We start from the raw sequence: 19,319 nt of genomic DNA on the forward strand, positions 1-19,319 counted from the left end.
TCGACTGGCGGAGCCATCTGATCTAAACGGTCAGCACGTCCTCTATTCGGATCGGCAGGGTGCGCACGCGCTTGCCGGTCGCGTGGAAGACCGCATTGGCAATCGCCGGGGCCATGCCGACGAGCGCGATCTCGCCAAGCCCTTTGACGCCGAGCGGATTGACGTGCGGGTCGAGTTCTTCGACGAAATGCGCCTCCAGCTTCGGGATATCCAGATTTACGGGCACGAGATAGTCGGCCATGTGGGCGTTGACCGGGCGCCCGTCGCGCGGATCGAGGACGGTTCGCTCCATCAGCGCCATGCCGATGCCGCCAATCATGCCGCCGGTGCACTGGCTTGCTGCGAGGCGCGGATTGACGACGCGGCCGATAGCGTATGCGCCGACCGCGCGGCGCACGCGGATTGTCCCGACGTCCGGATCGACGGCGACCTCGACAAACACGGCTCCGAAGGAATGCATCGAATAGCGTTCGGCAACGTCCGGATCACGCTGCGCAGACGCCTCCACCTCGATCGGGGTCCCGAGGCTCGACACGACATCTCCATAGGACTGGCCGGGCGACGGGTCGCCACGGCGACGCAGCCGGCCTCCGGTCCATTCGATCGCATCGAGCGCCGCTCCGAAGACTGGCAGGCGCTGGTCGGCAACAGCCTGTTGTGCAGCCTTCTCCTGCACCGCGATGCAGGCGGCGCGGATTGCCGAGCCGACAGAGGCCATGGTCCATGAGCCTCCATGGGAGGGAGCAGGCGGATAGTCAGAGCGGCCGAGGCTGAAGCGCACCTGTTCCACCGGCAGGCCGAGCGTTTCGGCGGCGACCTGTGTCATCGACGTATAGGTCCCGGGACCCATGTCGCTCGCCGCGACGGCGACTTCGGCAGTGCCGTCGGGGAGCAGGCGCACGCGTGCGCTGGACGGCGCGTGGTAAGCCGGATAGGTGGCCGAGGCCACCCCCATTCCGATCAGGAGGCGGCCGTCGCGCATGGAGCGCGGCTCCGGAGTTCGGCGTGACCAGCCGAAGTGGCCCGCGGCCAGGTCGTAACACTTCATCAGCGAACGGCTGGAGAAGGGCTTGTTCTCGCTCTCGTCGATCTCAGGTTCGTTTCGCCGCCGCAGTTCGATGGGATCGAGCCCGAGGCTGTAGGACAACTCATCCAACGCACATTCGAGCGCAAAGATGCCGCTCGCCTCGCCCGGTCCACGCATATGGTTTGGCGTGCTGATGTCGAGCTGCTGCAGTCTGTACCGCGTACGCACGTTCCGGCAGGAATACATGTAGCCGCTGGCGCTGGTGAGCGCCTCGGTGAACTGTTCGTAGCGGCTGGTTTCGCCAGCGCCTTCATGGATGAGGCTTGTCAGCCTGCCGTCCGCGTTTGCGCCGATTGCGATCCGCTGAAGGGTGCGCGGGCGGTGACCGGTGGTGAAGAACATCTGCTTGCGCGTCAGCACGAGCTTGATGGCCCGCCCGGTCTGCCGCGCGGCCATGGCAGCAAGCGTTACATGCGGCCATGTCCTGAGGCTCGTGCCGAAGGCGCCGCCGATGAAAGGACAGACCACCTGCACGTTTTCGGGAGGAATGCCGAATATTGCCGCGATCTCCGCCTGTTCATTAACGACGAACTGGCTCTTGCTCCAAAGCGTCAGACGATCGCCGCTCCAGGCAGCGATCGTCGCATGCGGCTCCATCGGGTTGTGGTTCTCCCGTGCGATGTCATAGGTTTCGTCGACCTTTACGGGTGCGCTGGCCAGCATCGCGTCGGCGTTGCCGCGTGAAGTGTCCGCGTGTCCCGCTGCCGGGGCGATCGCTTCCACTGTCGGGTCCGCGGGATCGACGATCGGCCGCTCCGCTTCGTACGCGAGCTTCAACGATGAGGCTGCCCGTTCGGCTCGGTCGAGCGTGTCGGCAACGACGATCGCCACGGGTTGACCGTAAAAGCGTACGCGGTCGTCCTGCAGCACATGCAGCCGCTCGCCGACAGCCGGGTCGATGTAGCTCTTATGCTCGCCATAGGGCAGGCGTGGTGCGTTCCGATGCGTGATCACCGCAATGACGCCGGGCATGGACTCCACCATGGCGCTGTCGACACCGGCGATGCGGCCAAGGCCGGCAGTGGCGCTGACGATCACCGCATAGACCTGGCCCGGCTGATTGAAATCCGCGGCGTAGCGCGCATCCCCGGTGACCTTGGCGCGTCCGTCCACTCGCGGCAGCGGTTTTCCGATGACGCTCGTTGTCATGCGACTTCTCCTGCCAATTCAAGTGCCCGGACGATCGTCCGCGGCAAGAGCTCCATCTTATAGTGGTTGTCTCTCAGCGGCCGGGCCTCTCGCACCGCCAACTGGGCGGCCGCCTCGAACGCCTGGCGCTGTGGCGGCTTACCCGCCAGCGCCTCCTCCACGGCGCGCATGCGCCACGGCCGTGTCCCCACGCCGCCGGTGGCAATCCGCGCTTGACGGATCTGGCCGCTCTCAGTGTCCAGTGCGACCGCTGCCGAGACGAGCGCGAATTCGTACGAAGCCCGATCGCGCACTTTCAGATAGCGCGCGCGACGGCTATAGGCGCCCGCTGGGACCTGCACGTCAATGATGAGTTCGCCGGGCAGCAAAGTGTGTTCGAGATGCGGCGCGTCGCCCGGTAGACGGAAGAGGTCCTCCACCGGAAAGCTGCGCTCCCCCTGCGGACCAAGGACCCGCATTGTCGCATCGAGAGCGACAAGAGCGACCGCGAGGTCGGAAGGATGCGTTGCAATGCAGTGATCGCTCGTGCCGAGAATGGCGTGGCCGGCATGGAGACCGTCGATTGCCGAGCAGCCCGAACCCGGATCGCGCTTGTTGCACGGCGCGTCGAGCATCCGGAAATAGGGACAGCGGACGCGCTGGAGCAAATTGCCGCCGATCGAGGCCATATTCCTGAGTTGCGGCGAGGCGCCCTCGATCAGGCTTTCGGCGATGAGCGGCTGCCGGGCTTGCACCTCCGGGTGAGCCGCAACATCAGCCATGCGAGCGAGTGCACCGATGACAAGAATGTCGTTCTCCACACGGATTTCCGCCAGGGGAAGTGCGTTGATATCGATGAGCTGTTCGGGGCGCTCCACCTCCTCGCGCATGAGATCGATGAGGGTCGTGCCGCCGGCGATAAAGCGGGAGCCCGCCGCGGCGGCGGCAATCGCCTGTTCGGCTGTCCTCGCCTTCTCGAGAGTGAAGGGGAACATGGTCAGCTCCTCTCCGCAGCATCCGCTACTGCCGCGACGATGCCGGGGTAGGCGCCGCACCGACAGATATTGCCGCTCATCCAGAACTGGATTTCTTCAGGCGAGCCGGCGTGGCCTTCCGCGATGCAGCCGACGCCCGACATGATCTGGCCGGGTGTGCAGTAGCCGCATTGCAGCCCGTCATGCTCGATGAAAGCTGCCTGCAGCGGATGAAGCTCCTCGCCCCTGGAAAGACCCTCGATTGTTGTGATCTCGGCGCCGTCGTGCATGGCGGCCAGCGTCAGGCAGGAAACGACCCGCCTGCCGTTGAGAAGAACAGTGCAGGCACCACAGGCGCCCTGGTTGCAGCCCTTTTTCGTTCCGGTCAGGTCAAGAGTTTCCCGCAGGACATCAAGCAGCGACTGACGAGGATCGAGCTCAAGTTCTCGTGCATCGCCATTGACGACCAAACGGACCCGCTCGAGTGCATTGCCGGTTTGGCCTGGGGGAGGAGCGGGCTGGGCGGCGACAGTGGAAATCGTCGCGAGCGAAGCGGCGCCTCCGGCCATTTGCAGCACCGCCCGGCGCGATACGATGGCCGGGAAGGGAGGCGAAGCTGCTTCTGCATTGGTTGATGGTGGCTGCCGATTGATCATCAGATTCTCCTGAGAATGCCGTGAAACGGCTGCGATCCTATGAACATGCAGGTCTGAACCGCGATCCCCGCGGCTTCGGATGAAAAAGCTATTCGTTTCCTTGACGCCCGCCAGTGATCGGAGTGCTGTTTCTTGCACGAGAGTGCTGTCTCCGAGCCGTGCGAAGTACCGCCCCGATAGCAGCACATAAGCCAAAGGCTCGATTTGCTACGCGAGACGCAGGCGGCGCCAATGGCTTGGCGTTACATTCATGGCTTTGACAAAACTGCGGGTGAGATGACTTTGATCCGTAAAGCCACAGCGACTTGCGATCTGCTCGATCGGCAACTCTGAATTGACGAGGAGTTCCTGTGCGCGTTCTATGCGTCGGCCGAGCAGCCACTGCAGAGGAGACGATCCTGTCGTGGCCTTGAAGGCGCGGGCGAAATGACTGCGCGAGAGCCGACAGGCGCGGGCGAGTTCATCAAGGCCGATCTTTCCGTCCAAATGGGCCAGTAACATCTCCTTTGCCCGGCGTTCCTGCCACGGTGCCAGTCCTCCTATCGGACGCGCGACGGCAGGATTCTCTGCATAGTGGGTGGTGATGTGCGTGAGCAGCGCCAAAGCGATGTAATCGACGAAAAGGCGGCTCGTCGTCTCTGGGCGCTCGAATGCAGGTGCAAGGCATGCTCCGAGATGTCTGATGACGTTATCGCTAAAGGCCACGCCGTTGGCCGTTCTAAGCTCGCCCACCGACTTCATATCGTGCTCGTGTTCGAACTGCCGGATCGCTGCACGCGGCGCGTACATTGAGACGCAGTCCACGGTGCCACGCGTTACGGAGGCATGCTCCTCGTTCAGATCGAGAAAGAGAAACTGCCCTCGATTTAGCGGCATCATGGACACCGGCTTTCCGTTTACCCAATAGGGGATTGCGGGCAGTTCGCGCCGCTGAAGACAAAGCAGGTAGCCGTTGCTGGTTTCCATTCGGACAGGCGCTGCGGCCTCGGAGCCGTCCCAACAGTGTCGGCTGCCGGAGATTTCTGCCAACTGTAAATAACGAGTGGTGAGAGTAGGAGGCTGATCCAGCCCCACGAACCTGCCCAAGCGCTGCCCAAGCTTTCCACTCATTGGCGCTCCCCTCTCAGCAGTCGAGCTGCTGGCGAACTATACTCTGCCCGCTGCACAATTGGAAAGTGTCTGGAAAAATCCAACGGCAGGGGTAAGAGGTCAAGCTTCGCACTGGCGTCGTGAATGATCCCGGGTCGAAAAACGACCCGGGATCATTCACAGAGCCGGGCCACAGGCAAGAACCGGACATGCTTGCCTAGCCTGCTCTCTCGGGTGCTCGCTTAGCGTACGTAGATCGTCAGGCCGCCGTCGGCGGCTTCCTCGGCGCCGGCGATGTTGTTCATCTCGACATTTTGCGCCTTCAGCTTGGTCGCCAGCGGCTTGTTGGCTTCGACTGCGGCAAACAGGGCGGCCCGTTGCTGCGCCGATGCCTCATCGATCCACATTCGGGTCTGGCTTTCCTGCTTCAAAGTGTCGATGTCGATGATCCTGACATTGTCGCCCTTGAAGGCGCGAACGCTTTGGTCGATGTGGCTCGGCCAGTTCATCTTGGCGTCGGTGGCATAGGTGATGCCGCCGAAGCTCAATGTGGAGAGGGCGGCGATGACGGAAAAAGTCGCAAAGCGGTTCATTGTCACGCTCCTTTGGTTCGCGGCTGCTGCCCGGACCGGCAATCGAACGCATGACCCGTTGCGATTGCCGAGCCGTCCTGACGAGCTCCGCATGGCCAGCACAAGCCGTTTGCGGGTGGGACCATCCGCAGCGAAGGGGTGCTGGACTGTTTCGACTGGTTGAGGCGGCGTTTGCCCTTTTGCTCTCGGGTGCCGCGCCGTGCCAACGGTTAGGAAACTGGGCCGGAATGTGGCCGTTTCCATGACGTAAGTCACTGAAAAATCATTAAAAATTTTTCATGTTCGCCGAGTTGAGGAGGCCGGCGAAGAAGTGGGCTTTCAGACCGTGCCCGTCCACCGCCGTTCGAACATGAGCATCGACCTGCCGTGATAGGTCGTCCGCCAGAATTCCCTGAAGCCGTGCTTGAGCGCGACCCGGATCGAGGCCTCGTTGCCGGGCTCAATGATGCAGGTCTTTCTGAGGGCGGGGAACTCTCGGTCGCCCCAGGCCAGCGCGGCGGAGACGGCCTCCGACGCAAGGCCGCGGCCATGGCTCTTTGGAGAAAGCGCCCAGCCCATCTCCATCGTTCCCTCGAGCGACGGTGTGATCTGGCGGTGGGGGTCATGGAAGCCGGCCTCACCGATAAAGGCACCGCTCTCCTTATCCTGGAGGGCGAAGAAGCCGAAGCCGAAATAGTGCCACATGCCGACCTGACGCAAGAAGCGCGTCCAGGACTGTTCACGCGTGTAGGGAACGCCGCCCGCGTAGCGTGTCACCTCCTCGTCTGAAAAGAGCGCGTTGTAGGAAGGAAAGTCGTCCCGACGGTAGGGACGCAGAAGAAGCCGCTCGGTCTCGATCACGGGCACACGATGCATTTTCACTCCGGTTTGGCTGATGGGGGAAATGGTATCGGATCTTGAACCTGAGCCCCGGGCTCCCCGTCCCAGTAGTCGACAACGAAATGCGGGCGGCCGATAAAGTCGAACGAAGCCTCGCCCGTGCCGGGCCGCCGGGTTCTCGCCAGGAACTTGCCTGAATCGGGATATTCGCAGATTTCCGTCGCCGCCATCGTGGAGATCGACAGATATTTGAGCGGCAGCGTCCCGGTATTGATCAGGTGATGGGCCGTTTCGGGGCCGCCGGCCGGTGCGCCAAGCACGTCGCCGGGCCCGACGGCAAAGCGTTCCGTTCCGAAGCGGTATGTGCCTTCTCCCTCGAGAATGACGAACAGTTCTTCCTCGACATGATGGTTGTGAAAGGGGCAGCCGGATTTGCCGGGCGGCACCTCGCCATAGCTGATGCCGAGCTCCTTCAGGCCGAGAAGCGCGCCGAAGGAAGCGTCGCGCGATTCGAAGAAGGAGCCGCGGCGCCAATGGTCGAGGGCGAGCTCCTTGAGGCTGACCATCGGTTTTCTGTCTTCCGTCATGGCTCTCCTCCCGGCCGCGGCGGCCTTCCGCAGCATGAACAGCTTCACCTTGTAGAATCGGCCGCAATATACTTGAGGTTTTAGGGCTAGTATATGTCGGAACTGTCATCGGGATAGTCCAAAGAGGAACATGGCGCGGCAAATGGCCTCCTGATAGAGGAATTTGCTTGCCATTCTGTGCAGGCCGTGGTTTGACCGCCGCCTGCGCCGGCCAAGGCCGGCCGATATTTTCAAGACAGGTGATCCATGGCGAAGACCAAGCCCGTCCGCATCCTGATTGTGGAAGCGCGCTTCTATGACGATATGGCGGATGCAATGCTCGACGGAGCGAAACATGCGCTCGACGCAGCCGGTGCGGCCTATGACATCGTCACGGTCCCGGGGGCGCTGGAAATCCCCGCGGCCATCGCCATGGCGCTCGACGGCGCCGACGAAGGCGGCACCGAATACGACGGTTTCGTCGCGCTCGGCATGGTGATCCGCGGAGAAACCTATCATTTCGACATCGTCGCCAACGAGTCGGCGCGCGCCTTGATGGATCTTGCGGTCAGCGAGAGCCTGGCGCTCGGCAATGGCATTCTGACGGTGGAGAATGAGGAGCAGGCCTGGGCGCGGGCCCGCCGGTCGGAAGGCGACAAGGGCGGCTTTGCGGCGCGCGCCGCGCTTACCATGATCGAACTGAAAAACAAGCTGAGTGCAGAACAGTGACGAACACACCCCCGGATCAGCCGCTGAAGCAGGTCAACCAGCGCGGCGCGGCGCGTCTTGCGGCCGTTCAGGCGCTTTACCAGATGGAAGTCGGCGGAACCGGCGTGCTCGAGATCGTTGCCGAGTTCGAGGCGCATCGCCTCGGCCAGGAACTGGACGGCGAGACCTACCTGAAGGCGGACGCCTCCTGGTTCCGCGCGATCGTCTCCGGCGTCGTGCGCGACCAGCGCAAGCTCGACCCATTGATCGGATCGGCCCTTCAGGACGATTGGGCACTGTCGCGGCTCGATTCCACCGTCCGCGCCATCCTGCGCGCCGGCACCTTCGAATTGCTGGAGCGCAAGGACGTGCCGGTGCCGGTGATCGTCACCGAATATGTCGAGATCGCCAAGGCCTTCTTCGAGGACGAGGAGCCGAAGCTCGTCAATGCCGTTCTCGACAGGATCGCCAAGCAGATCCGCGGCGAGCGGCGGAAATAGCCCTGATGCTTGTTGCGGCTTCGGAAGACATCGGAACCGTCCTTCGCGAAGCCCGCCGCAACGTCCTTTTGCTTACTGTCGCCCAGGCGCTGCTCGGCGTCATCGGGCCGATCAGCTTTGCCGTCGGCGGCGTTGCCGGCCATCAATTGCTCGGCGACGACAAGTCGCTCGCGACCGCGCCCCTGACCACCTTCAATGTCGGCATGGCGATGGGCGTCATCCTGGTGGCGATCCTGTCGCGCACGGTCGAACGGCGCTTTGCCTTCATGATCGGCGCGGTGATTGCCGCGATAGGCGGCATTGTTACCGCCGCGGCTTTGTTCCGCGAGAGTTTCTGGCTGTTCGCCACCGGCCTCGCCATGCTCGGCTCCTCGAACGGCTTTACCCAAAAATTGCGTTTCGCCGCCGCGGATGCGTCGCCTTCCTTCTACAAGGCGAAGGCTATTTCCTGGATTCTGGGCGGCGGCATCCTTTCGGCAGTGCTTGGACCGCAGATCGTCATCTTCGCCGGCGATTACTTCGCACCGGTGTGGTTCGCCGGCGCTTTCGTCGCGCTGATCCCCATCTGCCTCTTCGCCCTTTTCTTCTTCATGCCGCTGCGGCTGCCGAAAACGACGGCGGCGGCGTCTGTGCAAGCAGGCCTACCCGCCCGCCCGCTTCGCGAGATCGCCGGCAGCCAGCGCTTCCTGACCGGCATGGTCTGCGGCATCTCCTCCTATGCGCTGATGACCTTCATGATGACCGGCGCTCCGGTCGCCATGGTCGTCGGCTGCGGCTTTTCGAGCGATCTCGCCACGCTCGGCATCCAATGGCACGTGCTTGCCATGTTCGCTCCAAGCTTCGCCACCGGCTGGCTGATAAGCCGCTTCGGCGCGGAGCGCGTCGTTGCCTGCGGTCTCCTGCTGCTCATGGGCTGTGCGGCCGTCGCTCATCTAGGCGTGGCGCTCTGGAATTTCTGGGGCGCGCTCGTTCTCCTCGGGCTTGGCTGGAACTTCGGCTTCATCGGCGCGACGGCGATCGTCGCCCAGAGCTACCGTCCGCACGAGGCGGACAAGGTCCAGGGCTTCCACGACGTCGTGCTGTTTTCCACCGTTGCCGGCTCGTCCTTCGCCTCCGGGAAGGTTCTGGCCGTCTACGGCTGGGACATGCTCAATGCCGTCATTTGGCCGGTGGCGGGCTTTTGCCTTGTGCTTCTCTTTCTCCTGATGCGTGCAGGCAAAAGGGCCGCAGCCTGAAGTCGCTGTCCTTCGCCGGGAAACATGAGCCTCACGACCCCGATGTTTTCGCATTTTCAGGGGCTTGACGATCCACATTCGCAACCGCACTCTGGCCGCGCCGTGGGAGCATGCCGCTTGAGGAGGCGCGTGCGATTCGCGGAAAAGAGGGGCCGGCGGCAGGGAGTTGAGGCCGCGGGTTTTAACGGAGGATAATGCGAAATGACCATATTGTTGGGCGTTATCGCATGCGGGTTGCTTTCAGTGGCCTATGCCATCTGGGCGACACAGTCGGTGATGGCCGCCGACCAGGGGAATGCCCGCATGCAGGAGATCGCAGGTTTTATCAGGGAGGGGGCACAGGCCTACCTCGCTCGTCAGTACACAACCATTGCCATCGTCGGTGTCGTCGTCTTCATCGCCGCATGGGTTCTGCTCTCGAGTGCGGCCGCCATCGGGTTCCTGATCGGCGCGGTGCTCTCGGGCGCGGCCGGCTTCATCGGCATGCATGTTTCGGTCAGGGCCAATGTCCGCACGGCCCAGGCCGCATCGGTCAGTCTCGCCTCCGGTCTCGACATTGCTTTCAAATCCGGTGCCATCACCGGTCTTCTGGTGGCCGGCCTCGCTCTGCTGGGCGTCTCGGTCTATTACTTCATTCTCACCGTCGGCCTCGGCCATGAACCGGCCGAGCGCGAGGTTATCGATGCGCTGGTCGCACTTGGCTTCGGCGCCTCGCTGATCTCGATCTTCGCCCGTCTCGGCGGCGGCATCTTCACCAAGGGCGCCGATGTCGGCGGCGACCTCGTCGGCAAGGTCGAAGCCGGCATTCCCGAAGACGATCCGCGCAATCCGGCGACGATCGCCGACAATGTCGGCGACAATGTCGGCGACTGCGCCGGCATGGCGGCGGACCTCTTCGAAACCTATGCGGTCTCCGTGGTGGCGACCATGGTGCTCGCATCGATCTTCTTCGCCGGTGCGCCGGTGCTCGCGACGGTCATGACCTATCCGCTGGCGATCTGCGCCGCCTGCATCATCACATCGATCATCGGCACCTTCTTCGTCAAGCTCGGCACCAACGGCTCGATCATGGGGGCGCTCTATCGAGGTCTGATCGTAACCGGCGCACTGTCGATCCTCGGCCTCGGCGCAGCGACATCGTTGACGATCGGCTGGGGCTCGATCGGAACCGTTGCGGGTCAGGACGTCACCGGCTGGGCGCTGTTCGTCTGCGGCATCATTGGCCTGGTCGTCACCGCGCTCATCGTCGTGATCACCGAATATTATACCGGCACGAACAAGCGGCCCGTGAACTCGATTGCGCAAGCCTCGGTGACCGGCCACGGCACCAACGTCATCCAGGGTCTCGCCGTGTCCCTCGAATCGACCGCCCTGCCGGCGATCGTCATCGTCGGCGGCATCATCACCACCTATCAGCTCGCCGGTCTCTTCGGCACCGCGATCGCCGTCACCGCCATGCTGGGCCTGGCGGGCATGATCGTGGCGCTCGATGCCTTCGGACCGGTCACCGACAATGCAGGAGGCATTGCCGAGATGTCGCACCTGCCGCCCGAGGTGCGTAAGTCGACCGACGCCCTGGACGCGGTCGGCAACACCACGAAGGCCGTGACCAAAGGCTACGCCATCGGCTCTGCGGGGCTCGGTGCGCTGGTGCTGTTCGCCGCCTATTCCAACGATCTGGCGTTTTTCGCGGCGAATGGCGACAAGCATCCCTACTTCGCCGACGTCGGCACGATCTCGTTCGACCTTTCGAACCCCTATGTCGTCGCCGGCCTGATATTCGGCGGTCTCATTCCCTATCTCTTCGGCGGCATTGCCATGACCGCCGTCGGCAGGGCAGGGGGCGCCGTCGTCGAGGAAGTGCGCCGACAATTCAAGGAGAAGCCGGGCATCATGGAAGGCAAGGATCGGCCGGACTATGGCCGCGCCGTCGACATGCTGACCAAGGCGGCGATCCGCGAAATGATCATTCCGTCGCTGTTGCCGGTGCTGGCGCCGATCGTCGTCTATTTCGGCGTGCTGCTGATTTCCGGCTCGAAGGCCTCGGCCTTCGCGGCGCTCGGTGCCTCGCTGCTCGGTGTCATCGTCAACGGCCTGTTCGTGGCGGTCTCGATGACCTCCGGGGGTGGCGCCTGGGACAATGCGAAGAAGAGCTTCGAGGACGGCTTCGTCGACAAGAACGGCACGCGCCACATGAAGGGCTCGGAGGCGCACAAGGCTTCGGTCACCGGCGACACCGTCGGCGATCCCTACAAGGACACGGCCGGTCCGGCCGTCAACCCCGCGATCAAGATCACCAATATCGTAGCCTTGTTGCTGCTCGCCGTGCTTGCCTGACGGTATCAGCCTTCAACGAAAAGCCCGCGGAACTGAGTTCCGCGGGCTTTTGCGTGAGCGGGATTTCCGTCAGTTGTTGCCGAAGTTCTTGAACAGGTTGCGCGCCGCGGCTTGTCCGGCACCTGGGCCGGTCAAGAGCTGGCCGAGGAAGCTCGTCTCCTTGCCGCCCGTCGGCGTCGTGCGCGACAGCATGTCGAAGACCTTGCCGTCCTTCATCGTATAATGAGCAAGCTGGCTGACGACGCCTTCCTTGTCGAAATAGACCGCGAGGATCGATTGGTCGATCAGCTTGGGCTTCATGAAGGCGACAGGACGCTTTCGCTTCTGCGAGATGTAGTAGAACACCTCGTTGTCGAAGGTCGCCGTCGTCGAGGGGGTGCCGAGCGACAGCAGCACCTGTTCGCGGCTCGACCCGACGGGAACCAGATTGAGGGTTTCCTGATCGACGACATAGCCCTGGTGCAGGACTTCACCGACATTCGCCGCCTGGCAGCCGGCAAGCACTGCAGTGCATAGGGAAGCCACGACCACGGCACGGCCAAGAACTTTCAGGTTTGTTGTCAGATACCGCTTCGTCAACGACTGCTCCCCTTGGAGTAACGATGGCATATGCGCCATTGCAATTCGTGCCTGCTTCGGTAAACCAGCTTCGGCTATCATGCAATAACGTCATGGGCGCGTGCCCACGGATTCGAGAAAGCCACGGCTGGGCTTTATTATGATTTTTGGACTGTTCAAGAAAAAAAGCGGCAACATTGCGATTGTGGAGCGCCAGTATGGCCTTCTGACCGCGGCGGCGCGCCAGCCGTTTCTCTATACCGACCTCGATGTGCCCGATACGGTGATGGGCCGTTTCGAGATGTTGTCAGCGATCCTGATTCTCTATTTCCGTCGGACCCGCGCCTCGGCCCGCACCGGCCAGGAAATCGCCCAGGAGATCGTCGATGCCTTCTTCGAGGATGTCGACCACTCGATCCGCGAGCTTGGCGTCGGCGACGTCAGCGTGCCGAAGAAGATGAAGAAGTTCGCCGGCATGTTCTACGGACGCCTCGAGTCCTATGCGACGGCGCTCGACGGCGGCGACAGGCACGCGCTTGCCAATGCATTGCAGCGCAACTTTCATCCGCAGCAAGACAATGCGCCGGCGATGACAGGCTTGGCGCGCTACCTGATGTCCATAGAGGCCGCCTTCGCGAAAGTCCCGGAAGAGCTGGTCGAAACGGGGCAGTTGCGCGTACCGCCGGCCGGGAGCCAATAGGCGTCCCCCAACGCAGCGGCATCTGCGCATCGGTAAGGACGCGGCGCTGCAGGAAGGATCTTGTCATGAAGCACGAAAGCAAACCGGCATTTTCCTACCCAGTGAGGGTAGGGCATATCTCGGCCAATCCGGTCAGCGTCCGCCTGTCCGCCAACGACGCCGAGCGGCGGGCGCTGGCGGAACTTTGGAAGGTCAACGAGGTCCGTTCGCTGGTCGCGGACTTGCAGATCGGACGCTGGAAGAAGGATGGCGTGAAGATCAAGGGCGAGGTGCAGGCCGAACTCGTCCAGACCTGCGTCGTCACGCTCGAGCCCGTCACCGCAGGGATCTCCGAGCCGGTTGAGGCGATCTTCGTGCCGGAGGGCTCACGCCTGGCGCGCCAAGCCGACAACGACGGCGGCGAGATGATCCTCGACCCGGGTGGTCCGGACATTCCCGATACCTTCACCGGCGACACGATCGACGTGGGCGTGGTCGTCAGCGAGCATGTGGCGCTTGCGATCGACCCCTATCCCCGCAAGGACGGGGCCGTCTTCGGCGAGCGCATCGAAAGCTCGGCGGCCGATGACAAGCGGCCTAACCCGTTCGCGGTCCTCAAGGATCTTAAAAAGGATTGAAACGGAATCGGCCGGGCTTACAATTCGGTTGTCACGCAGACGAAAAGCAGTATTTTGGCCCGACTTCAGCCGAGGGGGCCGTGGTGCCGACACGCTGCATGCTGGCCCAAGTGTCAGAGGGAAGGACGAATCGCCGTTGCGTAGGGACTGCGCAGGGGCGGAATGCGTCGCGTGGCGGGAAGAAGGGATAAGACACGCGTGGTCAGAATTTCACTTGACGTTATGGGGGGCGACTATGGTCCGGAGGTCGTCATCCCGGGTGCTGCCAGGGCACTCGAACGTCACCCGGATATAAAGTTCGTCCTGTTCGGCCAGGAAGCGCGCTGCGCCGAACTCTTGGCCAAGTACCCGAAGCTTCAGGCAAGCAGCACTTTTCACGATTGCGAAATCGCCGTCGGCATGGACGAGAAGCCGAGCCAGGCGCTGCGGCGCGGCCGCGGCAAGTCGAGCATGTGGAGGGCGATCGACGCCATCAATGCCGACGAGGCGGATGTGGTGGTCTCGGCCGGCAATACGGGTGCGCTGATGGCCATGTCGGTCTTCTGCCTTCGCACCATGCAAGGTATTCAGCGTCCGGCGATCGCCGCCATCTGGCCGACGCTGAAAGGCGAGAGCATCGTGCTGGATGTCGGCGCGACGATCGGCGCGGACGCGCAGCAACTCATGGATTTCGCCTTGATGGGCGGCGCCATGGCCCGCGCCCTCTTCGAGGTCGAACGTCCTTCCGTCGGCCTGCTGAATGTCGGCGTCGAGGAGATCAAGGGCCAGGAGGAGGTCAAGGAAGCCGGCAGGCTCATCCGCGAGGCCAATATCGAGGGCATTGAGTATTACGGGTTCGTCGAGGGCGATGACATCGGTCGCGGCACCGTCGACGTCGTCGTCACCGAAGGCTTTTCCGGCAATATCGCGCTGAAGGCGGCCGAGGGCACGGCCCGCCAGATCGCCGAATATCTGCGCTCCGCCATGTCGCGCACCCTTCTTGCAAAGATCGGCTATGTCTTCGCCAAGGCTGCCTTCGATCGGGTGCGCGAGAAGATGGACCCGCGCAAGGTTAATGGCGGCGTGTTCCTGGGGCTCAACGGCGTGGTCATCAAGAGCCACGGCGGCACCGATGCGGAAGGCTTCGCCGCCGCGATCGACGTCGGCTACGATATGGTGAAGAACGGCCTGAAGGCCAAGATCGAGGCCGATCTCGCACGCTATCACGGCGCCGAGCCGACCGAAGCCCTGCCGCCGGCATGATTGAAGAGGTTTGATTAGATGATCCGTTCTGTCGTTCGCGGCTTCGGTGCAGCGCTGCCGAAGCGAGTGATGACCAATAAGGAAATGGAATCCAAGGTCGAGACGTCCGACGAATGGATCGTGCAGCGGACCGGCATTCGCCAGCGCCACATTGCCGGCGAGGGCGAAACGACCGCCTCGCTCGGCGAGGGAGCGGCGCGCGCGGCGCTCGAGAGGGCGGGCATGACCGCCGATGATCTCGATCTGATCATCGTCGCGACCTCGACGCCCGACAACACTTTCCCCGCGACGGCGGTCAATATCCAGAACCGTCTCGGCATGCGCCACGGGGCGGCCTTCGACCTGCAGGCGGTCTGTTCCGGCTTCGTCTATGCGGTGGCGACGGCCGACGCCTATATCCGCGGCGGCCTTGCCAGGCGCGCTCTGGTGATCGGTGCCGAGACCTTCTCGCGCATCCTCGACTGGTCGGATCGCACCACCTGCGTGCTCTTCGGCGACGGTGCCGGCGCAATCATCCTAGAAGCACAAAAGGGCGAGGGCACAAATGCCGATCGCGGCGTGCTGACGGCGCAATTGCGATCCGACGGCATCCATGGCGACAAGCTCTATGTCGACGGCGGCCCCTCGACGACCGGCACCGTCGGCCACCTCCGCATGGAGGGGCGCGAGGTCTTCAAGCATGCGGTCGGCATGATCACCGACGTGATCGAGGCCGCCTTCGAGGCCACGGGAATGACGGCCGAGGACGTCGATTGGCTGGTGCCGCATCAGGCCAATCGGCGCATCATCGACGGGTCGGCGAAGAAGCTCCGCATTCCAAACGACAAGGTTGTGGTGACCGTCGATCTGCATGGCAACACGTCCGCCGCATCCATCCCGCTAGCCCTCGACGCCGCCGCCTCCGACGGGCGCATCAAGAAGGGCGACCTGGTGATGCTCGAAGCCATGGGTGGTGGCTTCACCTGGGGTTCCGTTCTCATCCGCTGGTAAAAAAATTGAATGACGGCAGGCGCTTGACCGAAAAAGGCAAGGGCAATAGTCTTTCATCGCTGATCGGCGAGCCAGACATCGGTGGGGGAAGATGAGCGGAAAAACAGTTACGCGAGCAGACTTGGCTGAGTCGGTATTTCGCAAGGTCGGTTTGTCTCGGACGGAGTCTGCCGAATTGGTGGAGACCGTCATCGACGAGATTTGCAACGCAATCGTGCGTGGCGAGAGCGTGAAGCTGTCTTCGTTTGCAACCTTCCAGGTCCGCGACAAGAACGAGCGCATCGGCCGGAACCCGAAGACGGGCGAGGAAGTGCCGATCTCGCCGCGCCGGGTGATGACGTTCAAGGCCTCCAATGTGCTGAAACAGCGGGTCTTGAAGGCGCATCTCAGCCGGAAGGCCAAGCAGAAGCAGGCCGGAGCGGGCTCCTGAGGCACGGCCACAATCACAAATGTGGTTGAAAACCCATCCATAAGCCATTGAAACAGGCCTGATTCGTGCGATCATCGCGCAATTGTCCAGTGATGCGGCTGCTTGCTTCGCATGAATATGGGGATGGGGACGATATGGAAAAAAGCCCGGACGCTTTCCGCACCATAAGCGAGGTCGCCGACGAACTCGACCTGCCCCAGCATGTGTTGCGGTTCTGGGAAACCCGTTTCCAGCAGATCAAGCCGATGAAGCGCGGCGGCGGCCGGCGCTACTACCGGCCCGAGGACGTCGATCTGCTGAAGGGCATTCGCCACCTGCTCTACGACCACGGCTATACGATCAAGGGCGTGCAGAAGCTTCTGAAGGCCAATGGCAACAAGTTCGTCGCCGCGATCGCGAGCGGCGATCTCGCCACCGTCGAGGCGCTCGCCGCCTCCAGCCACGAAGAACCGCCGGCGCCGAAGGTCGGCGTCGCCGACGAGGATCAGATCGTCGGCCGCCCCAAGGCCCCAGCCAGTCGGCGCTTCTTCTCCTTCGGCGCCAGCAGCGACGATGCGGAGATTTCGATCGGCAAGACCTCCGTCAGCAAGGAGGACAGGGCGCTGCTGCAGGAAGCGCTCTACGATCTTTTGGAGTGCAAGCGCCTGCTCGACCAGGTGCGATAGCACGTTGTCGGCCGACCAAAGCATCGTCGTCGTCACTCGCCGAGCCGGAGAAAAGCGCCGAGGTACAGGCGATCTTCTCCCACTAGGGCGTCGGCGAATTGCTGGCCGAGGCTGCGCGGCGACCGGTCCGGCGGCAATAGCAATCCTCTCGCATTGACAGGCCGGCCCCGACCCCACAGGATGCCGAGAAAATCTCCCGCAGGTTGATGGCCTGACAAGGAGAAGCGAGTAACCTTCCCATGCGCCCTGTTCTTCTCGGCCTCGGCTGGGTCATGGTCGGCATCGGCGTCGTCGGCATATTCCTGCCGCTTCTGCCGACGACACCCTTCCTGCTCCTGGCCGCCTGGCTCTTTGCGCGATCCTCTCCGCGTCTCGAACAATGGCTGTTCGATCATCCCCTGTTTGGGCAGCCTTTGCGCGATTGGCGAGAGGATGGTGCGATATCGCGTGGGGCAAAGATGTGTGCCTTGTCGCTGATGGCACTTGGTTTCGCATTCTTCTGGCTCCGCGCCCAACCCTCCATGCCGATTGCGTCCGTCGTTGCGACGATCATGCTCGCACTGGGCGCATTCATCGCGTCGCGGCCCGAGCCGCGGAAATGACGGGATCCGCCGGCCCGCAAGCGGGGTTCCAAAGGTAACACGCAAAGCGGGCACTCCATGGCAAAATACACTGGGCCGATCCGACCTCTCGCGGGTCGGGCGGCGCCGGCATTCGCAACCATGGGAGGAAGCCATGCAAATAGCTGACCACATTGAACGCACGAGACCGGATCGGTCGGCGCCGGAGGTCCTGGATCGGCTTCAGGCGATTTATCAACGCCGTCAGAAGGACGAGTGGCGCGCGACGGTGGACAGGCTGGATGCGCTGCGGCAGTCGTTCAGCGAAGAGCGGCGGCAGGTCTTTCCGGCCGCATTGCGCGACAGGCTGACAAGCTCTGCACGGGGCGGAAGGCGGGATGATCCCCGCGGGCCCGGACTAAGATACAAGTCGCTGATCGAGGCGAGAAACGCCGAGGTCGATCTGAAGGCGGTCAAGGGGCTGCATGACCGGGCCTATGACAAGTTCGGTCAACTGGTGAAGGGCTACAGTGCCTTTCACTTCCATGAATCGGTGGTCGGAAGCCTTGCTGACGCATTGGTCCAGCCGCCGATCGTTTACGTCGCTCCCGATCCGGACAAGGAAAAGCTGTTTTACCCGCATTTCGGCGGCTGTTGGGACCGGCTTGATCAGAACCAGGCAACCGGCGACGGAGCGATCGTCGAGAACAGGTCCTATCTCGATTGCGCCGCCCGCATGGGATCCAAGCTCGTCGCCCGCAACGACGACGCGTCCGACGTGGACCTCCTCTGCACCTATCGGGAGAACGGCTATCTCGTTCCCTTCAAGACACTTCGTACCGGCATATTGCAGGTCAAGGCCGACCTCACGGCCCTCGTATGCCGCCATCATATCTCGACCTATGACGAGTTCGGATGGTCCGACTTCCATGCCACGACGCGCGGCAGACTCGTGATGGCGGTGTTCTGGAACTGGGACGACATCGATCCGGCCAACGAGGTCAGCGACCAATGGTTCATTTCCGGTCTCGACTGCCGCGGCGACGGCGAGAGCTTCCCCGGCACCCGCGTCCAGGCACTCCCGGGCGAAAGACGGATCATCAACCTGTTCACGGACGTGGCCTTCCCGGCCGGCCGCGAACTCTGGGTCTATGTCGGCATTGCCGATCGTATCTGGGCGCTGCTCAATGACGTCAGCATCGATATCTCGATCGACTCGGCTTGGCTGCTGAATTCGCTGGCAATCCGTTCGATATGAGGGCCGCGACAGCCATTGTCCTTGCAACGGGCGACTGCGGCAGGGACAGGCTAAGCCTTGATTTTTAGGAAATAAATGGTCGGAGCGACTGGACTCGAACCAGCGACCCCTTGACCCCCAGTCAAGTGCGCTACCGGGCTGCGCTACGCTCCGACCCGCTTCGTTACAAGCCCGCTCTCATTAGTCGGAACATAAGAGCGGCGCAAGGGGAAAATGGAATTTCGCCGGTCCTTCCGCAGCTGTTGAGAAACTGGGGATCCGCCGAAAGCAGTGGAGCGAACGGTTTTGTGATTTGGTCGGCGCAAGGGGCGCAGATACACTACGGCCTGCAACAACAGGAGAAGCCCTATGAAGCGCATCCTCGTATTTGCAGCCGCCCTCGCGCTTTCTGCGACCGCAGCGTCAGCCGCGTGCCTCGGCCACAACACCACAGCCTCGGCGGATCCGGTGGACAAGGAGATCACGACAGCCAGCGTGACAGAGACCGAACAGTCCAAGCCGGCCGACGAGCTTCTCCTGCAGCAGCGGAAGCTGCAGCAAGACGAACCGACCGCCGAAGAATAAGCCAGGAGAGCGGCGAATGCGGGTCTCGCCGGGCGTCTTTGCC

21 protein-coding genes and 1 tRNA gene are annotated in these 19,319 nt (G+C 62.8%); 13 read left to right on the forward strand and 9 right to left on the reverse strand.

Features of this window, described 5'->3' with window-relative positions; translation table 11 throughout:
- Nucleotides 1-22: 22 nt before the first annotated feature.
- The 7 genes from NXT3_RS06400 to NXT3_RS06430 form a co-directional block, all read right to left on the reverse strand.
- Entirely contained in the window at nucleotides 23-2,236 is a 2,214-nt protein-coding gene (locus tag NXT3_RS06400; protein WP_104838982.1) for a xanthine dehydrogenase family protein molybdopterin-binding subunit, read from the reverse strand.
- The gene (locus NXT3_RS06405) at nucleotides 2,233-3,210 is read right to left on the reverse strand and encodes an FAD binding domain-containing protein (protein ID WP_104838983.1); all 978 of its coding nucleotides are present in this window, start codon (nucleotides 3,208-3,210) and stop codon (nucleotides 2,233-2,235) included. Before NXT3_RS06405 ends, NXT3_RS06400 begins: the two co-directional genes overlap by 4 nt.
- Before the next feature lie 2 nt (nucleotides 3,211-3,212).
- A complete protein-coding gene (locus tag NXT3_RS06410) occupies nucleotides 3,213-3,845 on the reverse strand; it encodes a (2Fe-2S)-binding protein (RefSeq protein WP_423827931.1) in 633 nt (210 codons plus the stop codon).
- A gap of 207 nt (nucleotides 3,846-4,052) precedes the next feature.
- The gene (locus tag NXT3_RS06415) at nucleotides 4,053-4,955 is read right to left on the reverse strand and encodes a helix-turn-helix domain-containing protein (protein WP_104838984.1); all 903 of its coding nucleotides are present in this window, start codon (nucleotides 4,953-4,955) and stop codon (nucleotides 4,053-4,055) included.
- A gap of 221 nt (nucleotides 4,956-5,176) precedes the next feature.
- Nucleotides 5,177-5,527, reverse strand: a complete 351-nt coding sequence (locus tag NXT3_RS06420) for a hypothetical protein (RefSeq protein WP_097526460.1) — start codon at nucleotides 5,525-5,527, stop codon at nucleotides 5,177-5,179.
- A 318-nt stretch (nucleotides 5,528-5,845) separates the two neighbouring features.
- Nucleotides 5,846-6,382 (reverse strand): GNAT family N-acetyltransferase, encoded by a 537-nt coding sequence (locus NXT3_RS06425; protein ID WP_097526459.1) that lies wholly within the window; start codon nucleotides 6,380-6,382, stop codon nucleotides 5,846-5,848.
- A gap of 2 nt (nucleotides 6,383-6,384) precedes the next feature.
- A complete protein-coding gene (locus NXT3_RS06430; RefSeq protein WP_097539425.1) occupies nucleotides 6,385-6,933 on the reverse strand; it encodes a cupin domain-containing protein in 549 nt (182 codons plus the stop codon).
- Between the two features lie 246 nt (nucleotides 6,934-7,179).
- Here NXT3_RS06430 and NXT3_RS06435 point away from each other — a divergent pair, with 246 nt between their 5' ends.
- The 4 genes from NXT3_RS06435 to NXT3_RS06450 all read left to right on the forward strand — a co-directional run bounded on the left by NXT3_RS06435 (nucleotide 7,180) and on the right by NXT3_RS06450 (nucleotide 11,692).
- Nucleotides 7,180-7,641 carry a 6,7-dimethyl-8-ribityllumazine synthase gene (locus tag NXT3_RS06435; protein ID WP_097539426.1) on the forward strand — a complete coding sequence of 154 codons (462 nt, stop codon included), beginning with the start codon at nucleotides 7,180-7,182 and terminating at the stop codon, nucleotides 7,639-7,641.
- On the forward strand, nucleotides 7,638-8,120 hold the full coding sequence (nusB, locus tag NXT3_RS06440; protein ID WP_037414021.1) for a transcription antitermination factor NusB: 483 nt from the start codon (nucleotides 7,638-7,640) through the stop codon (nucleotides 8,118-8,120). The genes NXT3_RS06435 and nusB overlap by 4 nt, the downstream gene beginning before the upstream one ends.
- Before the next feature lie 5 nt (nucleotides 8,121-8,125).
- Nucleotides 8,126-9,355: an MFS transporter gene (locus NXT3_RS06445; protein WP_037414023.1), complete on the forward strand. Its 1,230-nt coding sequence runs from the start codon at nucleotides 8,126-8,128 to the stop codon at nucleotides 9,353-9,355.
- A gap of 201 nt (nucleotides 9,356-9,556) precedes the next feature.
- Entirely contained in the window at nucleotides 9,557-11,692 is a 2,136-nt protein-coding gene (locus NXT3_RS06450) for a sodium-translocating pyrophosphatase (RefSeq protein ID WP_037414025.1), read from the forward strand.
- A 69-nt stretch (nucleotides 11,693-11,761) separates the two neighbouring features.
- On the opposite strand, the gene NXT3_RS06455 is transcribed toward NXT3_RS06450, so the two are convergent.
- Nucleotides 11,762-12,271, reverse strand: a complete 510-nt coding sequence (locus NXT3_RS06455) for an outer membrane protein assembly factor BamE (protein WP_083853857.1) — start codon at nucleotides 12,269-12,271, stop codon at nucleotides 11,762-11,764.
- A gap of 139 nt (nucleotides 12,272-12,410) precedes the next feature.
- Between NXT3_RS06455 and NXT3_RS06460 the strand changes: the two genes are divergently transcribed.
- The 8 genes from NXT3_RS06460 to NXT3_RS06495 all read left to right on the forward strand — a co-directional run bounded on the left by NXT3_RS06460 (nucleotide 12,411) and on the right by NXT3_RS06495 (nucleotide 18,712).
- Nucleotides 12,411-12,950 (forward strand): ubiquinol-cytochrome C chaperone family protein, encoded by a 540-nt coding sequence (locus NXT3_RS06460; RefSeq protein WP_104838985.1) that lies wholly within the window; start codon nucleotides 12,411-12,413, stop codon nucleotides 12,948-12,950.
- A 65-nt stretch (nucleotides 12,951-13,015) separates the two neighbouring features.
- On the forward strand, nucleotides 13,016-13,567 hold the full coding sequence (locus tag NXT3_RS06465) for a YceD family protein (RefSeq protein WP_097526455.1): 552 nt from the start codon (nucleotides 13,016-13,018) through the stop codon (nucleotides 13,565-13,567).
- Between the two features lie 198 nt (nucleotides 13,568-13,765).
- Nucleotides 13,766-14,809 carry a phosphate acyltransferase PlsX gene (gene plsX, locus NXT3_RS06470; RefSeq protein WP_097526454.1) on the forward strand — a complete coding sequence of 348 codons (1,044 nt, stop codon included), beginning with the start codon at nucleotides 13,766-13,768 and terminating at the stop codon, nucleotides 14,807-14,809.
- 18 nt (nucleotides 14,810-14,827) lie between these two features.
- Complete coding sequence (locus NXT3_RS06475; RefSeq protein WP_104838986.1) at nucleotides 14,828-15,799, forward strand: beta-ketoacyl-ACP synthase III; 972 nt, start codon at nucleotides 14,828-14,830, stop codon at nucleotides 15,797-15,799.
- Nucleotides 15,800-15,890: 91 nt separating this feature from the next.
- A complete protein-coding gene (locus tag NXT3_RS06480) occupies nucleotides 15,891-16,229 on the forward strand; it encodes an integration host factor subunit alpha (protein WP_037414032.1) in 339 nt (112 codons plus the stop codon).
- Nucleotides 16,230-16,363: 134 nt separating this feature from the next.
- Nucleotides 16,364-16,894: a MerR family transcriptional regulator gene (locus NXT3_RS06485; RefSeq protein ID WP_097526452.1), complete on the forward strand. Its 531-nt coding sequence runs from the start codon at nucleotides 16,364-16,366 to the stop codon at nucleotides 16,892-16,894.
- A gap of 239 nt (nucleotides 16,895-17,133) precedes the next feature.
- The gene (locus NXT3_RS06490) at nucleotides 17,134-17,496 is read left to right on the forward strand and encodes a YbaN family protein (RefSeq protein WP_037414033.1); all 363 of its coding nucleotides are present in this window, start codon (nucleotides 17,134-17,136) and stop codon (nucleotides 17,494-17,496) included.
- A 133-nt stretch (nucleotides 17,497-17,629) separates the two neighbouring features.
- Nucleotides 17,630-18,712: a hypothetical protein gene (locus tag NXT3_RS06495; protein ID WP_104838987.1), complete on the forward strand. Its 1,083-nt coding sequence runs from the start codon at nucleotides 17,630-17,632 to the stop codon at nucleotides 18,710-18,712.
- 76 nt (nucleotides 18,713-18,788) lie between these two features.
- Here the strand turns inward: NXT3_RS06495 and NXT3_RS06500 are convergent.
- Nucleotides 18,789-18,865: transfer RNA gene (locus NXT3_RS06500), tRNA-Pro, on the reverse strand.
- A gap of 195 nt (nucleotides 18,866-19,060) precedes the next feature.
- Between NXT3_RS06500 and NXT3_RS06505 the strand changes: the two genes are divergently transcribed.
- Nucleotides 19,061-19,276, forward strand: a complete 216-nt coding sequence (locus tag NXT3_RS06505; protein ID WP_037414035.1) for a hypothetical protein — start codon at nucleotides 19,061-19,063, stop codon at nucleotides 19,274-19,276.
- The last annotated feature ends 43 nt before the right edge of the window (nucleotides 19,277-19,319 follow it).

This window comes from Sinorhizobium fredii (assembly GCF_002944405.1).
In the GTDB taxonomy this organism is placed as follows: domain Bacteria; phylum Pseudomonadota; class Alphaproteobacteria; order Rhizobiales; family Rhizobiaceae; genus Sinorhizobium; species Sinorhizobium fredii_C.

What these genes read in the sequence shown, in the direction of transcription:
- NXT3_RS06400 (WP_104838982.1), bottom strand. Translation starts at nt 2,236, where the DNA reads ATGACAACGAGCGTCATCGGAAAACCGCTGCCGCGAGTGGACGGACGC.
- NXT3_RS06405 (WP_104838983.1), bottom strand. Translation starts at nt 3,210, where the DNA reads ATGTTCCCCTTCACTCTCGAGAAGGCGAGGACAGCCGAACAGGCGATT.
- NXT3_RS06410 (WP_423827931.1), bottom strand. Translation starts at nt 3,845, where the DNA reads ATGATCAATCGGCAGCCACCATCAACCAATGCAGAAGCAGCTTCGCCT.
- NXT3_RS06415 (WP_104838984.1), bottom strand. Translation starts at nt 4,955, where the DNA reads ATGAGTGGAAAGCTTGGGCAGCGCTTGGGCAGGTTCGTGGGGCTGGAT.
- NXT3_RS06420 (WP_097526460.1), bottom strand. Translation starts at nt 5,527, where the DNA reads ATGAACCGCTTTGCGACTTTTTCCGTCATCGCCGCCCTCTCCACATTG.
- NXT3_RS06425 (WP_097526459.1), bottom strand. Translation starts at nt 6,382, where the DNA reads ATGCATCGTGTGCCCGTGATCGAGACCGAGCGGCTTCTTCTGCGTCCC.
- NXT3_RS06430 (WP_097539425.1), bottom strand. Translation starts at nt 6,933, where the DNA reads ATGACGGAAGACAGAAAACCGATGGTCAGCCTCAAGGAGCTCGCCCTC.
- NXT3_RS06435 (WP_097539426.1), top strand. Translation starts at nt 7,180, where the DNA reads ATGGCGAAGACCAAGCCCGTCCGCATCCTGATTGTGGAAGCGCGCTTC.
- NXT3_RS06445 (WP_037414023.1), top strand. Translation starts at nt 8,126, where the DNA reads ATGCTTGTTGCGGCTTCGGAAGACATCGGAACCGTCCTTCGCGAAGCC.
- NXT3_RS06450 (WP_037414025.1), top strand. Translation starts at nt 9,557, where the DNA reads ATGACCATATTGTTGGGCGTTATCGCATGCGGGTTGCTTTCAGTGGCC.
- NXT3_RS06460 (WP_104838985.1), top strand. Translation starts at nt 12,411, where the DNA reads ATGATTTTTGGACTGTTCAAGAAAAAAAGCGGCAACATTGCGATTGTG.
- NXT3_RS06465 (WP_097526455.1), top strand. Translation starts at nt 13,016, where the DNA reads ATGAAGCACGAAAGCAAACCGGCATTTTCCTACCCAGTGAGGGTAGGG.
- NXT3_RS06475 (WP_104838986.1), top strand. Translation starts at nt 14,828, where the DNA reads ATGATCCGTTCTGTCGTTCGCGGCTTCGGTGCAGCGCTGCCGAAGCGA.
- NXT3_RS06480 (WP_037414032.1), top strand. Translation starts at nt 15,891, where the DNA reads ATGAGCGGAAAAACAGTTACGCGAGCAGACTTGGCTGAGTCGGTATTT.
- NXT3_RS06485 (WP_097526452.1), top strand. Translation starts at nt 16,364, where the DNA reads ATGGAAAAAAGCCCGGACGCTTTCCGCACCATAAGCGAGGTCGCCGAC.
- NXT3_RS06490 (WP_037414033.1), top strand. Translation starts at nt 17,134, where the DNA reads ATGCGCCCTGTTCTTCTCGGCCTCGGCTGGGTCATGGTCGGCATCGGC.
- NXT3_RS06495 (WP_104838987.1), top strand. Translation starts at nt 17,630, where the DNA reads ATGCAAATAGCTGACCACATTGAACGCACGAGACCGGATCGGTCGGCG.
- NXT3_RS06505 (WP_037414035.1), top strand. Translation starts at nt 19,061, where the DNA reads ATGAAGCGCATCCTCGTATTTGCAGCCGCCCTCGCGCTTTCTGCGACC.